Consider the following 15,019-nt stretch of genomic DNA (forward strand, 5'->3'; position numbering starts at 1 on the left):
CCCCTATTACTGGCCCTTGCACAGATCCACACTTCGCGGATCCGGGTCAGACCTCACCCCCCACGGTTGGGGGCGTGCGCCGGAACGCGTCGACCGCGGCTGAATGTATCTGTCCAACTGCCGTCTGCAACAGGTCAATCGGACGAGAATTCTGGACGCACACGGTCCGGAATGTAGGGAGAATTCGCCCGAATTCAGGGCAAGTCGGGCTCCACAAAGGGAACAAAAGCCGCAAAAGATGCGCACACTTTGGCTACATCTTGTCGGGCTCGCAGCAGGAATTCAGGGTTCCGATCAGAGGATCTGGATCGCGTTCCCCAACTGTACCGCGCTCAATCACACAGAATTGCCCCCTCCGCTTCTCTCACGGAGGGGGCAATTCGATGAACTCACAGTAACGGCGGTTACCGAAGGTAATAAACGGGTCGGTCGACCGGTTTCAGCCGCCGGCGACGGCGGGAATGATCGATACCCCGGCGCCGTCGGGCGTCGCCGTCTCCAGCCCCTGTTCGAACCGCACGTCGTCGTCGTTGACGTACACATTGACGAACCGGCGCAGCTTGCCCTGGTCGTCCAGAACCCGGGCGGCGATCCCGGTGTGGTTCTTCTCCAGATCGGCGATGACCTCGCCGAGATTCGCCCCCTCGGCGGCGACCTCGGCCCGACCGCCGGTGTAGGTGCGCAGGATGGTGGGGATGCGAACGGTGACGCTCATGACTTCAAAACCTCCGGTTGGGTGTCGTGGCTAGGGACGCGGGGCTGTGTCGCTGTGCGGCTCCGCCGCGTGGGCGCGATCAGCCCCCACCGGCCCGCAGCGAACAACGATCAGGCGAGCCCGGCGTCCCGGAACGAGTCGAGGCTGGGGCGGATCGTCGCGGTGAGCCCGGTCCCGGCAACCGCGTCAAGCGTCTTGAGACCGTCGCCCGTGTTCAGCACCACCGTCGTCAGCGACGGGTCGAGCGCACCGCTCTCGATCAGCTTCTTCGTCACACCCACCGTCACACCACCGGCGGTCTCCGCGAAGATGCCCTCGGTCCGGGCGAGGATCTTGATCGCGTCCACGACCTGCTCGTCGTTCACGTCCTCCACGGCACCGCCGGTGCGGCGCGCGATGTCCAGCACGTACGGCCCGTCCGCCGGGTTGCCGATGGCGAGGGACTTGGCGATGGTGTCGGGCTTCTGCGGGCGGACCACGTCGTGACCGGCCTTGTACGCCGTCGACACCGGCGAGCAGCCCTCGGCCTGCGCGCCGAAGATCTTGTACGGCTTGTCCTCGACCAGACCGAGCTTGATCAGCTCCTGCAGGCCCTTGTCGATCTTCGTGAGCTGCGAGCCGGAGGCGATCGGCACGACGAGCTGGTCGGGCAGCCGCCAGCCGAGCTGCTCGCAGATCTCGTACGCGAGGGTCTTGGAGCCCTCGGCGTAGTACGGCCGCAGGTTGACGTTGACGAAGCCCCAGCCCTCTCCGGCCGGGTCGCCGATCAGCTCGGAGCAGAAGCGGTTCACGTCGTCGTAGTTGCCCTCGATGCCGACGAGCTCGCCGCCGTAGACCGCGGCCATGACGACCTTGCCCTGCTCCAGGTCGTGCGGGATGAACACGCAGGAGCGGAAGCCGGCGCGGGCCGCGGCGGCACCCACCGCACCGGCGAGGTTGCCGGTGGAGGAGCAGGAGAGCGTGGTGAAGCCGAAGGCGCGGGCGGCCTCCAGGGCCTGGGCGACGACGCGGTCCTTGAAGGAGTGCGTCGGGTTGCCCGAGTCGTCCTTGACGAAGAGCTTGCCCGGGTCGACACCCAGCTCGCGGGCGAGGTTGTCGGCCTTGACGAGCTTGGTCCAGCCCGGGTTGATGTTCGGCTTGTCCGCCACGTCGGCCGGAACCGGCAGCAGCGGGGCGTAGCGCCAGATGTTCGCGGGTCCCGCCTCGATCTTCTTCCGCAGTTCCTCGGTGTCGTAGGCCGAGAAGTCGTAGGCGATCTCCAGCGGGCCGAAACACTCCGCGCACGCGAAGACCGGGCCGAGGGGGACGCGGTGACCGCACTCGCGGCAGCTGAGCGCCGCGGCGGGACCGAGGTCTACGGTGGAGTCAGTGGTGCTTGCAACAGTCTGCACAGCCATGTGAGGCGAGGCCCTTCCTCATCTTCCTCACGACGCGTTTCGCCGTGAGACGGATTTGGCACCTTCCCTAGCCGGGAGCCTCGCGATGTGGTCGCCAGTGACCTACGAGAACCGACTGGAGGGTTGCCGGGGCTTCATCGGGCCGTATCCCTCTGCCCCTCTGGATGAGCTGTATGTGGTTGTAGGCGGCGGGTGACCCCGGACATGCGATGGTCATCCGCGTTGTTCAAGACTGTAACCGACGACCAGGACAGTTGAGATAGTCGTCCGAACCGCGAGATGGATCACAGTCCGTCCCGCCTGAAGTACGCAGAGGAGCCGCCACGGTGCTGGAAGAAGTCGAGCGGTGGCTGAGCACCCGTTCCTGGTCCGCGAACGATCGCCCGCTCCACCGGATCCTGGCCGCCAAGCAGCGCACGGGCCAGACGGTCAGCGTCGTGCTGCCCGCGCTCAACGAGGAGGCGACGGTCGGTGACATCGTCGCCGTCATCCGCCACGACCTGATGCGGCAGGTCCCGCTCGTCGACGAGCTGGTCGTCGTCGACTCGGGATCGACCGACCGCACGTCCGAGGTGGCCGCGGCCGCGGGCGCGCGGGTGGTGCACCGGGACGGGATACTCCCGCGCCTGCCCGCCGCGCCCGGCAAGGGCGAGGTGCTGTGGCGCTCCCTGCTCGTCACCCGCGGGGACATCGTCTGCTTCGTCGACGCGGACCTCAGGGACTTCTCGTCCGACTTCGTCTCCGGGATCGTGGGCCCGCTGCTCACCGAGCCGGACGTGGACCTGGTGAAGGCCATGTACGACCGTCCGCTGGCCGGTGCGGCCGGGCAGGGCGGCCGGGTCACCGAACTGATGGCGCGCCCGCTGCTCAACATGCACTGGCCGCGGCTGGCCGGCTTCGTGCAGCCGCTCGGCGGCGAGTACGCGGCCCGCCGCTCCCTGCTGGAGCGGCTGCCGTTCCCCGTCGGCTACGGCGTGGAGCTGGGCATGCTCGTCGACGCCCTGCACCTGGCGGGCCTGGACGCCCTCGCCCAGGTGGACGTCGGGATGCGCAAGCACCGGCACCAGGACGGGCAGGCGCTGGGCCGGATGGCCGCCGCGATCTACCGCACGGCCCAGCTGCGGCTGGCTCGCGGGCACATGATCCGGCCGTCCCTCACGCAGTTCGAGCGCGGCGAGGACGGCTTCGAGCCCCGGACGTACCGCGTGGACACCGAGGAACGTCCGCCGATGGTGGAGATCGCCGAATACCAGGCGCGGAGAGCGGCCTGACCGGGCCCCTTTTCGGCCGCGCGCGGCAGATCCGTACGTTTGAGCGTTTCCGGGCCGGGCTAGGTTGAGGTCTATGGCTTCAACGTACGGTGCTGCGCAGGTTCTGGTGGCCTCCAACCGCGGTCCGGTCTCGTACACGGTGGGCGAGGACGGTTCGCTGGACGCCAAACGGGGTGGCGGCGGCCTGGTCTCCGGGCTCTCCGCGATCGGTTCGGACGCGGACGCGCTGTGGGTGTGCTCGGCGCTGTCCGACGGCGACCGGGAGGCGGTGCGGCGCGGCGTCGGCGCGGACGGCGTGCGGATGCTGGACATCCCGGCCGACGTGCACGCCGACGCGTACAACGGCATCGCCAACTCGGTCCTGTGGTTCGTCCACCACATGCTGTACCAGACGCCCCTGGAGCCGGTCTTCGACGCGGAGTTCCGGCGCCAGTGGGCGTCCTACGAGACGTACAACCGGGCGTTCGCCGAGGCGCTGGCCGAGGAGGCGGCGCGGGGCGCGGCGGTCGTGGTGCAGGACTACCACCTGACGCTGGTGCCGGGCATGCTCCGCGAACTGCGCCCTGACCTGAGGATCGGCCACTTCTCGCACACGCCGTGGGCGCCGCCGGAGTACTTCCGGATGCTGCCGGACGACGTGGCCGGGCAGGTGCTGCGCGGCATGCTCGGCGCGGACCGGCTGGGCTTCCTCACCGAACGCTGGGCGGAGGCGTTCACCGCGTGCGCCGAGAAGTTCGCCGGCGGGCTCGGCGGCACGCTGGTCGGGGTGCACGGACTGGGGGCCGACGCGGACTTCCTGCGCAAGCGGGCGCACGAGCCGGACGTCGAGAAGCGGATGGCCGCGCTGCGGCAGGAGATCGGCGAGGGCCGCCGCGCCATCGTCCGGGTCGACCGCACCGAGCTGTCCAAGAACATCGTGCGCGGCCTGCTGGCGTACCGGCAGCTGCTCGACGACCACCCCGAGTGGCGCGAGCGCGTGGTGCACGTGGCGTTCGCGTATCCGTCGCGGCAGGACCTCGCGGTGTACCGGGAGTACACGGCCGAGGTGCAGCGGGTCTCGGACGAGATCAACGCCGCGTACGGGACGCCGGGGTGGACCCCGGTCGTACTCAACCTCAAGGACGACTTCGCGCGCTCCCTGGCCGCCTACCGGCTGGCCGACGTGGCCCTCGTCAACCCGATCCGCGACGGCATGAACCTCGTCGCCAAGGAGGTCCCGCTCCTCTCCGACGCGGGCTGCGCGCTGGTGCTGTCGCGGGAGGCCGGGGCGCACGAGGAGCTGGGCGAGGACGCGATCACGGTGAATCCCTACGACGTCACGGGCACGGCGGCGGCCCTGCACGAGGCCCTGTCGATGCGCCCGGAGGAACGCGCCGAGCGCTGCAAGCGCCTGGCCGCGGCGGCGACGGCGCTGCCGCCGGCGCAGTGGTTCGTGGACCAGCTCGAAGCGTTGAGGGGCTGAGGGGCGGATGAGCAGCCAGACGAGCGGAGGCGCCACGCCCCGGCCGGGTGGGTCGGACGCTCCCATCCGGCCGGGCGGGCCGGACGCTCCCACCCCGCCGAACGGACCGGACGCTTCCACCCCGCCGGGCGGGTCGGACGCCCCCACCCCGCCGAACGGACCGGACGCCCCCACCCCGCCGAACGGACCGGACGCCCCCACCCCGCCGAACGGACCGGACGCCTCCATCCCGCCGGGCGGGTCGGACGCTTACGGTGACGAGCCCCTGCCCACGCCCGTTACGCGGGCCGGGCAGGAAGGGCTCGCCGCTCTCCTCGCGCGCCCGGACAAGGCGCTGATCGCGCTCGACTTCGACGGGACGCTCGCGCCGATCGTGGCCGACCCGGAACAGGCCCGGGCCCACCCGGGGGCGCTGCCCGCGCTGGCCGCGCTCGCGCCGAAAGTGGCCGCCGTGGCGGTGATCACCGGCCGGCCGGCCGCGGTCGCGGTGCGCAACGGCGGCTTCGCGGGCGCACCGGGGCTGGAGCGCCTCGTCGTCCTCGGCCACTACGGCGCCGAGCGGTGGGACGCCCGCAGCGGCAAGGTCACCGCACCCGACCCGCACCCCGGCGTCCACGCCGTCCGCGCCGAGCTGCCCGTGCTCCTCGAAGGGACCGGGACCTGGGTGGAGGACAAGGGCCGGGCCGTGGCCGTGCACACCCGCCGGGCCCCCGACCCGCAGGCCGCCTTCGAGGCCCTGCGCGTGCCGCTCACCGCCCTGGCGACCCGGCACGGCCTGATCGTGGAGCCCGGCCGCATGGTCCTCGAGCTGCGCCCGCCCGGCATCGACAAGGGCGTCGCCCTGACCGGGTTCGCACGCGAGATCGGCGCCGGGTCCGTCCTCTACGGCGGGGACGACCTGGGCGACCTGCCCGCCTACGCCGCCGTCGACAGCCTGCGCGCGGACGGCACCCCGGGCCTGCTGGTGTGCAGCGGCAGCGATGAGGTGACCGAGCTCAGGAAGCGGGCGGACTTGGTGGTGAACGGCCCGGAGGGCGTCGTACGACTGCTGGCCGCGCTGGCGAACCGGACCGACTGAACCGGCACGCACCCCAGGGGCGCGGGGAACCGCGCGAACGACCACACCCCACCCGCACCCCGCCACGGCCGCAAGCCCCCATACGGCCGCTGACCGCCCCGGCGAACCGGACCGACTGAACCGGCACGCACCCCAGGGGCGCGGGGAACCGCGCGAACGACCACACCCCACCCGCACCCCGCCACGGCCGCAAGCCCCCATACGGCCGCTGACCGCCCCGGCGAACCGGACCGACTGAACCGGCACGCACCCCAGGGGCGCGGGGAACCGCGCGAACGACCACACCGCAGCCGCACCCCGCAAGGGGGCGCAAGCCCGCCGACCCTCAGCGTTCCGACCGGCGCGTCTCCCGTATCCGCCGCAGCCGGTTCACCGTCACCGGGTCGTGGGACAGGGCCCGGGGGTCGTCCAGCAGGGCGTTGAGGAGCTGGTAGTAGCGCACGGGGGCCAGGCCCAGTTCCTCGCGTATGGCCCGCTCCTTCGCGCCGGGCCCGGAGAAGCCGCGGCGTTCCAGCGCGAGGATGTCCTGCTCCCTGCGCCCGAGCCGCGTCCCGTCGTACTCCTCGTCCATGCCCGGCACGGTAGCGCCCGCCACCGACAGCACCTACTCCGTGCTCTCCGCCCGGGTCGCCGACGCCTGGAGGTGGCCCAGGACGCCCGAGGGACTGGCGCCGGGCGCGACGGCCTTGCCGATCTGCTGCTTCACCTGGGAACTCACGGCGGCCCAGGACGTCTTGCCGACCGGGTAGAGCTCGGAGGCCAGCAGTTCCTCCAGGAACGGCCTGAGGTGCCGGTCCTCGTCGGAGGAGGCCATGGTGCCGGACGCGGACGTGGTGACCGGCAGCAGGTCGTACTCGCGGGAGAAGGCCAGCACGTTCTTCTCGCTGTAGACGAAGTCGAGGAACTCGCCCACCTGGTCGCGGTGGCCGTTCTTGCGGAACGCCGTCATCCAGTCGGTGACCCCGAGGGTGGACCTGCTGGGGCCCTCCTTGCCCGGCGTGGGCACCATCCCGTACTTGACGCCGTTCTTGGCAGCGATCCTCATCAGCGAGGGGTGGCCGTTGAGCATGCCGACCTCGCCCTTGGCGAAGGCGGCGAACGCCGCGGCCCGGTTCAGCTCACCCGGGGCGACCGGCCCGGTCAGGTCCTCGCCGACCAGGTCCTCCTTCAGCCAGGAGAAGGTGTCGATGTTCTCCGGGGAGTCGATGCCGTAGCTGTCGGCGCCGTCGGTGTAGCCGCCCCCGCCGCTGAGCATCCACTGCATGGTCTCGGCCTGCGCCTCCTCCGGGCCGAGGGGCAGCGCGTACGGGTACTTCACACCCTTCGCCTTCAGCGCCTCGGCGTCCTCGGCCAGGTCGTCCCAGGACTCGGGCGGGGTGATGCCGGCCTTGGCGAAGAGGGTCTTGTTGTAGAAGAGAACGCGCGTGGAGGCGGCGAACGGCAGGCCGTACTGCACGCCCTTCACCTGGCCCGCGGAGGCCAGCTGCCCGACGAAGTCGGCCTGCGTCCGTATGGAGAGCAGGTCGTCGGCCTTGTAGAGCTGGTCCTGGGCGGCGTAGTCGGCGTACGCGCCGATCTGCGCCATGTCCGGCGGGTCACCGGCGGCGACCATCTCCCTGACCTTGCGGTCGACGTCGTTCCAGGAGTAGACGCTGACGTCGACGGTGACGTCGGGGTGGTCGGCCTCGTACTCCTCGGCGAGCTTGTCCCAGTATTTCTTCGAGCTGTTGGCCGCGCTGTCGCCGTAGTCGGCGGCGACCAGCTTCAGGGTCACGTCGCCCGAGCCGTCCGTGACTCCGCAGCCGCCGAGGACCGCCGTCATGCCCAGTGCGGACACCACCGCGATCGTTCCTGCCATCCGCCGCCGCTGCACTGCTGTTCTTCCCCTACCCCGGCCTCACTCGCCACACTCGGGCAAGTTCCGCCGCCGAAACATTTCGATATCCGGAACAAGGTCTACACCACGTGAGTGGACTAGACCTCTTGCGGGTCCCCGGGTCACACTGTTCCCCGTGAGACATGTCATCGCCCTGGACGTGGGCGGCACCGGAATGAAGGCCGCGCTGGCCGGGCCCGGGGGTGAGGTCCTGCACCGGGCCCGCCGGGCCACCGGGCGCGCCCAGGGCCCGGACGCCGTCGTCGCGGGCATCCTCGACTTCGCCGCCGAGCTGCGCGCGTACGGCGCCGAGCGGTTCGGCACGCCCGCGTGCGCCGCCGGTGTGGCCGTCCCCGGCATCGTCGACGAGGCGCGCGGCGTCGCGCTCTACGCGGCCAACCTCGGCTGGCGCGACGTCCCCCTGCGCGACCTGCTGGCGCAGCGGCTGGGCGCCCCGGTCGCCCTCGGCCACGACGTGCGCACCGGCGGCCTCGCCGAGGGCCGCCTCGGCGCGGGCCGGGGCACGGACCGGTTCCTGTTCGTGGCCCTGGGCACCGGCATCGCGGGCGCCATCGGCGTCGACGGCCGCGTCGAGGCGGGCGCGCACGGCTTCGCGGGCGAGATCGGCCACATCGTCGTACGCCCCGGCGGGGCGCCCTGCCCGTGCGGGCAGCACGGCTGCCTGGAGCGCTTCGCCTCGGCGGCCGCCGTCAGCGAGGCCTGGGCCGCCGCCTCGGGCGATCCGCACGCGGACGCGGCGCACTGCGCGAAGGCGGTGGACTCCGGCGACCCGAAGGCCGCGGCGGTCTGGCAGCAGGCGGTCGACGCCCTGGCCGACGGCCTGGTCACGGCCCTGACTCTGCTCGATCCCCGCACCGTGATCATCGGTGGCGGCCTGGCGGAAGCGGGGGAAACGCTGTTCACACCCCTGCGGGAGGCCATCCGCGGTCGCATCACCTTCCAGAAGCAGCCGTCGATCGTCCCCGCGGCGCTGGGCGACACAGCCGGATGTCTCGGCGCCGGGCTCCTGGCGTGGGATCTCCTCGACCACACCGACCGTACGGAGGTAACGCCCTGATGGCAGCGGACTCAGGGGTGCGGGACAGCGCCGATGTGCGGCTGCGCCGCGGGGCGCGACCAGTCACGACGCACCCGCACCCCGCGACGGCCGGACACCCGACGGTCCTGACCGGCGCGACAGTGGTACTCCCCACAGGAACCGTCGAAAACGGCCGGCTGGTGATCGACGGCACCCGCATCGCCGCCGCAACCCCCGAAAACGCCCACGTCATCGACGTGACCGGCCACTACGTCATCCCCGGTTTCGTCGACCTCCACAACCACGGCGGCGGCGGAGCCTCCTTCACCTCCGGCTCGGCCGAGGACATCCTCAAGGGCATCCACACCCACCGCGTGCACGGCACGACCACCCTCGTCGCCTCCACCGTCACCGGCGACATGGACTTCCTCACCCGGCGCGCGGGCCTGCTGAGCGAACTGGCCGAGCAGGGCGAGATCGCCGGCGTCCACTTCGAGGGCCCGTTCATCTCCCCCTGCCGCAAGGGCGCCCACTCCGAGGCCCTGCTGCGCGACCCGGACCCCGCGGAGGTCCGCAAGCTGATCGACGCGGCCCGGGGCCAGGCGAAAATGGTCACCCTGGCCACCGAACTGCCCGGCGGCCTCGACTCCGTACGTCTCCTCGCCGACCACGGCGTGATCGCGGCGATCGGCCACACGGACGCCAGCTACGAGCAGACGGTGGAGGCCATCGACGCGGGCGCCACGGTCGCCACCCACCTCTTCAACGCGATGCCCCCGCTCGGCCACCGCTCCCCCGGCCCGGTCACCGCGCTCCTGGAGGACGAAAGGATCACGGTCGAGCTGATCAACGACGGCACCCATCTGCACCCCGCCGCGCTCCGGATGGCGTTCCACCACGCGGGCGCCCACCGGGTCGCGTTCATCACCGACGCGATGGACGCGGCCGGTTTCGGCGACGGACGCTACTGGCTGGGCCCGCTGGAGGTGGAGGTCGCGGACGGCGTGGCCCGTCTCGTGGAGGACGGCACGATCGCCGGCTCCACGCTCACCCTGGACCGGGCCTTCCAGCGGGCGGTCACCGTCGACGGACTGTCCGTCGAGGACGCCGTGACGGCCCTGTCCGCCAACCCGGCCCGCCTGCTCGGCATGGACGACACGATCGGCTCACTGGAGCCCGGGAAGTACGCCGACCTGCTGCTCCTGGACGCCGATCACGAGCTGAAGGGCGTCATGCGCCGGGGGGAATGGGTGGTCGGTCCGCAACTGGGCTGATCCATCCCGCAGTCGAGAGCCGGCGGCCGACTCCAGGACTGGGCCGACCGCCGTCTCTTTGGCATGATCGGACTATCCGCACATTCACGTCGGCAAGCACATCGGGGGAGGTCGGCCCAGGTGATCCTCACGGTCACGCTGAACACCGCTCTCGACATCACCTACCGCGTGGGGTCGCTCAGGCCGCACGCCTCCCACCGCGTCTCCGAGGTGATCGAACGCCCCGGCGGCAAGGGCGTGAACGTGGCCCGGGTGCTGGCGGCCCTCGGGCACGAGGTGGCGGTCACGGGGTTCACCGGCGGGGCGACGGGCCGGGTCGTGCGGGAGAGGCTCGCGGCGGTGCCGGGGGTGGTGGACGCGCTCGTCCCGATCTCCGGCGCGACCCGCCGCACCATCGCCGTGGTCGACGAGCGCACCGGCGACACGACGCAACTCAACGAGCCGGGCCCCCTGGTCACACCCACCGAGTGGTCGTCCTTCCAGGAGGCCTACGCGGACCTGCTCCCCTCGGCGTCGGCGGTGGCCCTGTGCGGCAGCCTGCCGCCGGGCGTCCCGGTGGGCGCCTACGCGGGCCTGGTCCGGACGGCCAGGGCGGCCGGGGTCCCGGTCCTCCTGGACACGAGCGGCGAAGCCCTGCGCCGCGGCGTCGCGGCCCGCCCCGACATGATCAAGCCGAACACCGACGAACTGGCGGAGCTCACGGGCTCCCACGAGCCCCTGCGCGCCACCCAGGACGCCCGCCGCCGGGGCGCCCGCGCGGTGGTCGCGACCCTCGGCGCCGAGGGCCTGCTCGCGGTCACCCCCGAGGGCCGCTGGCGAGCCGTCCCGCCCACCCCGGTACGCGGCAACCCGACGGGCGCCGGTGACGCGGTGGTAGCCGGCCTGCTGTCCGCCCTGACCGAACACCTCCCCTGGCCAACCCGCCTCACCCGGGCCACGGCCCTGGCAGCGGCGACGGTGACGGCCCCGGTCGCCGGGGAGTTCGACCGGGGGGTGTACGAGGAGTCGCTGGGGCGGGTGACGGTGTCGGGGGAGGTCAGCGCCGCCTAGGCCGCGCTCAGTCCTTGACCTGGCCCGCCTTCAGCCACAGCTGGTCCAGCAGGACGTTGCACTTGTCGCCGTCCTCGCAGGACAGCGTGATCGTGTTGGTGCCCTTGTTCAGGGTCGGCCAGGCGTAGGTCTTCGTCCAGCCCTTGGCGAAGTCGCCGTCCGAGGTGTGCGTGAAGTTGCCCAGGTTGAGCTTGTTGCCGAACGGCTTGCCGTTGACGGTGAGGGTCATCTTCTGGTCCTCGTCCACCGTGCTGTAGCGGGCGAAGACGGTGTAGGCACCGGCCTTCGGGACACTGTTGACGGTCCAGGTGACGGAGGAGCCGACCTGGTTGAGGTTCCCCACGTAGATGCCGCCGTCGGCCTGGGCGCCCTTGACGTCCTGGGCGAGGGTCGCGCCGCCGCCGAGTCGCAGCGCCTTGGCGTCGATCGCGGGCAGGTCGACCTTGCTCTCGCCGGCCTTGCTGGGCGAAGGGCTCGGCTTCGACTCCTCGGACTGGGTCGGGTTCGTGCCCACCTTGTCGGACGCGTCGTTCTTGTCCTTGTCGCCGCCCAGCATGGCCACGCCGATGCCGATGACGACCGCGGCGACCACCGCGATCGCGCCGATCAGCAGGCCCTTGGTGTTGGGGCCGCGGCCGCCCCGGCCGCCACCGCCGCCGGCCGGCATCTGGTGCTGTGCGGTCTGCGCACCACCCGGCAGCGTCTCCGGCGCCGCGTAGTGCGCGTTCGGCCGGTTGTAGCCACCCTGCTGCTGCGGGACCTGGCCGTAGGGCGCGGCCTGCGACTGCTGCTGGCCGTAGGGGCGCGTGCCGACCGCTCGCACTCGGTTGACGGAGTTCGGGTAGCCGTAGCCCCCGGACGGCGGCTGGGCTCCGTTGGCCTGCCCGTCGGCGTAGAGATAGCCGAACGGGTCGTCGTCCTCGGGCGTGCTCGCGCCGTTGTTGCCGGGCGTCATCCCTTGGTCTCCTCAGTCAGGTGCGGTGCATGCGGTACACGGGTGAGTAAGCGAGCCTACCCGCTCCCGGACACCCAAAAGGGTGACTCAGACCGCATCAACTCACTGACCTGGGCTTCACCCGGCGCGTCTGTGTTGTTTGGGACGAGATCGTTTCTCGACGTACATCCGCTCGTCAGCGGATTTCAACACTTCGTCCGCCGTCATTCCACAGTGTGCCCATCCGATGCCGAAGCTGGCGCCCACCCGGACGGCCCGCCCCTCGGCGCGGATGGGCTGGATGATCTCGTTGCGCAGCCGGACCGCGAGGTCCTGGGCGTCGGCGCGGCCGAGCCCGTCGGCGAGGATGACGAATTCGTCACCACCGAGCCGGGCGACCGTGTCACCGTCGCGGACGCCGTTGCTCAGCCGCCGGGCGACCTCGATGAGCACCGCGTCACCCGCGTTGTGCCCGAACCGGTCGTTGATCGACTTGAAGCCGTCGAGGTCGCAGAAGAGCACGGCGAGGCCCTTGGTGCCGTCGTCGTGGTCCCCGTCCGGGGCGACGGTGTGCACATGGTGGTCGTAGGCGTCGAACGTCTCGGCGCCCTGCCGGAAGTCGAAGCCGGGCCCGACCACGTCGAACGTGGAATGGCCGTAGGCCGCGTCGACGGACTCCACGACCGAGTGCGGGGCCGTCGCGCGCTGACAGAGCCGGGCGGACAGGCGGGAGCGAAGCTCCGCGGAGTTCGGCAGGCCGGTGAGCGAGTCGTGCGAGGCGCGGTGGGCGAGCTGGAGCTCGCGGCGCTTGCGCTCCTCGATGTCCTCGACGTGGGTGAGGAGGAAGCGCGGCCCGTCGGCGGCGTCCGCGACCACGCTGTTGCGCAGGCTGACCCAGACGTAGGTGCCGTCCCGGCGGCCGAGGCGGAGCTCCGCGCGTCCGCCCTCCGCCGAGGTGCGCAGCAGGGTGCCTATGTCCTCGGGGTGGACCAGGTCGGAGAACGAGTAGCGGCGCATCGCGGAGGCCGGGCGGCCCAGCAGCCGGCACAGGGCGTCGTTGGTGCGCAGGATCCGGCCGTGCTGGTCGCCGCCCATCTCGGCGATGGCCATGCCGGACGGTGCGTACTCGAAGGCCTGCCGGAAGCTTTCCTCGCTCGCCCGCAGCGCCTGCTGCTCGCGCTCCAGGCGGACCAGCGCGCGCTGCATGTTGGCGCGCAGCCGGGCGTTGCTGATCGCGATGGCGGCCTGGAAGGCGTACATCTGGAGCGCCTCGCGGCCCCATGCTCCGGGCCGACGGCCATTGCGCGGCCGGTCCACGGAGAGCACGCCGATCAGTTCGCCGCAGGCCGCGCTGCCCTGCGGGCCCGGCGCGTACATGGGGGCGAAGAGCCGGTCGGCCGGGTGCCACTCGTCCTCGAAGCGGGGGGCGGGGCCGTCGGTGTACCACTGCGGGACGTCGTCGTCGTCGAGGACCCAGCCCTCGGTGTGCGGTATGAACACCAGGTCGCCCCAGTGCTCACCCATGCCGAGGCGGCGTTCCCAGGAGTCGCGCGAGCCGACCCGGCCGGTGATGAGGGCCTCGGCGGCGGGGTTCCCGGCGAAGGCGGCGACGACGAGGTCGCCGTCCGGCCGTACGAGGTTCACGCACGCCAGCTCGTACCCGAGGGCCGCCACGACGCCCTCCGCGACGGTCTGCAGTGTGTCCGCCAGGCTGCGGGCCGTGTTCATGTCGGCCATGACCTGGTGCAGTTGTCGCAGGGACGCAAGACGGACGTAGGGCTCCGACTCGGTCTCCATGCTCGCCCTCCCCCCGAGTACTCGCAGCGATTCAAGGGTCTCGTCGGCGTATCGTCCTGGCAGCTTCCCCGCCACTGAATCACAGCGCGCTGCTCACTCGGTACACAGGGTCAACAATTCCTGCCCCTTGTGACTCAAGTCACAGGCAAAGCTGAACAATTGAGTGGAGTTTCTGCGTTCTTCACATGCGGTCACCGAACGCGGACTTTGTCGGGTTGCGCACCCGTATTCCTGTCGTGCCCGTCGTGCCCGTCGCCGGACCGCCGATGTCCGTCGCGAGTCCTAAGACCCTGATCGGGCGGGAGCCCGATGCGGGGCGCGCACGGCGGAGATTAGCGTTTGACCGTGCCGAAAACTCCCGCCGCCACGTCCCCGATCATTCCGTCGCCCCTCTCCGGGCATGCTGAGGGGGTGAGCAACGACGAGTTCCGCGCCGCCATGTCCCGGCTGGCCTCGGGCGTGGTCCTGGTGACCGCGCAGGAGCCCTCGCTCGACCCGGACGACCCCTCGGCGCCGGATGTCGAGGACGTGGGCATGACGGCCACGGCCTTCATGTCGGTGTCGCTGGATCCGCCCCTGGTGCTGGTGAGCCTGCGTGACGGCTCCCGCATGGACGAGCTGCTGGAGGAGCAGGAGCTGTGGGCGGTCTCGGTCCTCTCCGAGAGCCAGCGGCACATCGCGGGCCGTTTCGCGATGAAGGGCCGCCTCAGCGACCGTCTGCTGTTCGCGGACATCCCGTACATACGCGGCGAGTACAGCCACGCCCCGCTGGTCGGCGGCGCCCTGGCCGTCCTGGAGTGCCGCACCGAGCAGCGCGTCCGGGCGGGCGACCACACCCTGGTCATCGGCCGCGTCCTGACCGCCCGGGCCCCGAGCGCGGAAGGCGGCCCCCTGGCGTACTTCCGGGGCCGGTACCGACAGTTGGGCTGAGCACATCACCCGGCGACCGGCCGCCGGCTGGAGGAAATCAGCCCCGCGAACCTCACATCGCGGCCGAGGAGCAGGGCAGGGGGACGGCCGGTTCGCCGTCGAGTCCTGGGCGTCAGGGCACCGGCCTAGGCCCCTTCTGATGGATCTCCGTGGGAGAAGGAGCGGCGTTCGGTGCGTGCTCTGGGGGTCCCCCCTG

The 15,019-nt window shown here is 71.5% G+C and carries 13 protein-coding genes and 1 riboswitch; of the genes, 7 read left to right on the forward strand and 6 right to left on the reverse strand.

What is annotated here, in order from left to right; translation table 11 throughout:
• Positions 1 to 439: 439 nt before the first annotated feature.
• Together QNO09_RS37850 and thrC are read right to left on the reverse strand one after the other, a co-directional pair.
• Entirely contained in the window at positions 440 to 715 is a 276-nt protein-coding gene (locus QNO09_RS37850) for a MoaD/ThiS family protein (protein WP_283974768.1), read from the reverse strand.
• 110 nt (positions 716 to 825) lie between these two features.
• Entirely contained in the window at positions 826 to 2,112 is a 1,287-nt protein-coding gene (thrC, locus tag QNO09_RS37855) for a threonine synthase (protein WP_283974769.1), read from the reverse strand.
• A 15-nt stretch (positions 2,113 to 2,127) separates the two neighbouring features.
• Positions 2,128 to 2,283, reverse strand: a riboswitch (SAM riboswitch).
• A 155-nt stretch (positions 2,284 to 2,438) separates the two neighbouring features.
• Here thrC and QNO09_RS37860 point away from each other — a divergent pair.
• From QNO09_RS37860 to otsB, 3 genes are all read left to right on the forward strand, one after another.
• On the forward strand, positions 2,439 to 3,383 hold the full coding sequence (locus QNO09_RS37860) for a glucosyl-3-phosphoglycerate synthase (protein ID WP_283974770.1): 945 nt from the start codon (positions 2,439 to 2,441) through the stop codon (positions 3,381 to 3,383).
• Between the two features lie 73 nt (positions 3,384 to 3,456).
• Positions 3,457 to 4,845: an alpha,alpha-trehalose-phosphate synthase (UDP-forming) gene (locus tag QNO09_RS37865; protein ID WP_283974771.1), complete on the forward strand. Its 1,389-nt coding sequence runs from the start codon at positions 3,457 to 3,459 to the stop codon at positions 4,843 to 4,845.
• Positions 4,846 to 5,071: 226 nt separating this feature from the next.
• A complete protein-coding gene (gene otsB, locus QNO09_RS37870; protein ID WP_283974782.1) occupies positions 5,072 to 5,923 on the forward strand; it encodes a trehalose-phosphatase in 852 nt (283 codons plus the stop codon).
• Between the two features lie 325 nt (positions 5,924 to 6,248).
• Here otsB and QNO09_RS37875 read toward each other — a convergent pair whose 3' ends face one another.
• Positions 6,249 to 6,494: a DUF3263 domain-containing protein gene (locus tag QNO09_RS37875; protein WP_283974772.1), complete on the reverse strand. Its 246-nt coding sequence runs from the start codon at positions 6,492 to 6,494 to the stop codon at positions 6,249 to 6,251.
• A gap of 33 nt (positions 6,495 to 6,527) precedes the next feature.
• Positions 6,528 to 7,781, reverse strand: a complete 1,254-nt coding sequence (locus tag QNO09_RS37880) for an ABC transporter substrate-binding protein (RefSeq protein WP_283974773.1) — start codon at positions 7,779 to 7,781, stop codon at positions 6,528 to 6,530.
• A 154-nt stretch (positions 7,782 to 7,935) separates the two neighbouring features.
• On the opposite strand from QNO09_RS37880, the gene QNO09_RS37885 reads away from it, so the two are divergent.
• The 3 genes from QNO09_RS37885 to QNO09_RS37895 all read left to right on the forward strand — a co-directional run bounded on the left by QNO09_RS37885 (position 7,936) and on the right by QNO09_RS37895 (position 11,162).
• The gene (locus QNO09_RS37885; RefSeq protein ID WP_283974774.1) at positions 7,936 to 8,877 is read left to right on the forward strand and encodes an ROK family protein; all 942 of its coding nucleotides are present in this window, start codon (positions 7,936 to 7,938) and stop codon (positions 8,875 to 8,877) included.
• Positions 8,877 to 10,112, forward strand: a complete 1,236-nt coding sequence (gene nagA / locus QNO09_RS37890; RefSeq protein ID WP_283974775.1) for an N-acetylglucosamine-6-phosphate deacetylase — start codon at positions 8,877 to 8,879, stop codon at positions 10,110 to 10,112. Before QNO09_RS37885 ends, nagA begins: the two co-directional genes overlap by 1 nt.
• Before the next feature lie 120 nt (positions 10,113 to 10,232).
• Positions 10,233 to 11,162 (forward strand): 1-phosphofructokinase family hexose kinase, encoded by a 930-nt coding sequence (locus tag QNO09_RS37895; RefSeq protein ID WP_283974776.1) that lies wholly within the window; start codon positions 10,233 to 10,235, stop codon positions 11,160 to 11,162.
• Positions 11,163 to 11,169: 7 nt separating this feature from the next.
• On the opposite strand, the gene QNO09_RS37900 is transcribed toward QNO09_RS37895, so the two are convergent.
• Together QNO09_RS37900 and cdgB are read right to left on the reverse strand one after the other, a co-directional pair.
• Positions 11,170 to 12,117, reverse strand: coding sequence for a carbohydrate-binding protein (locus QNO09_RS37900; RefSeq protein ID WP_283974777.1), 948 nt, complete (start codon positions 12,115 to 12,117; stop codon positions 11,170 to 11,172).
• A 117-nt stretch (positions 12,118 to 12,234) separates the two neighbouring features.
• Complete coding sequence (cdgB, locus tag QNO09_RS37905) at positions 12,235 to 13,893, reverse strand: diguanylate cyclase CdgB (RefSeq protein ID WP_283974778.1); 1,659 nt, start codon at positions 13,891 to 13,893, stop codon at positions 12,235 to 12,237.
• A gap of 345 nt (positions 13,894 to 14,238) precedes the next feature.
• Here cdgB and QNO09_RS37910 point away from each other — a divergent pair, with 345 nt between their 5' ends.
• Positions 14,239 to 14,823, forward strand: a complete 585-nt coding sequence (locus QNO09_RS37910) for a flavin reductase family protein (RefSeq protein ID WP_283974779.1) — start codon at positions 14,239 to 14,241, stop codon at positions 14,821 to 14,823.
• Positions 14,824 to 15,019: the final 196 nt, after the last annotated feature.

Origin of the sequence: Streptomyces sp. 378 (genome assembly GCF_030124145.1) — a bacterium.
Taxonomy (GTDB): Bacteria; Actinomycetota; Actinomycetes; order Streptomycetales; family Streptomycetaceae; genus Streptomyces.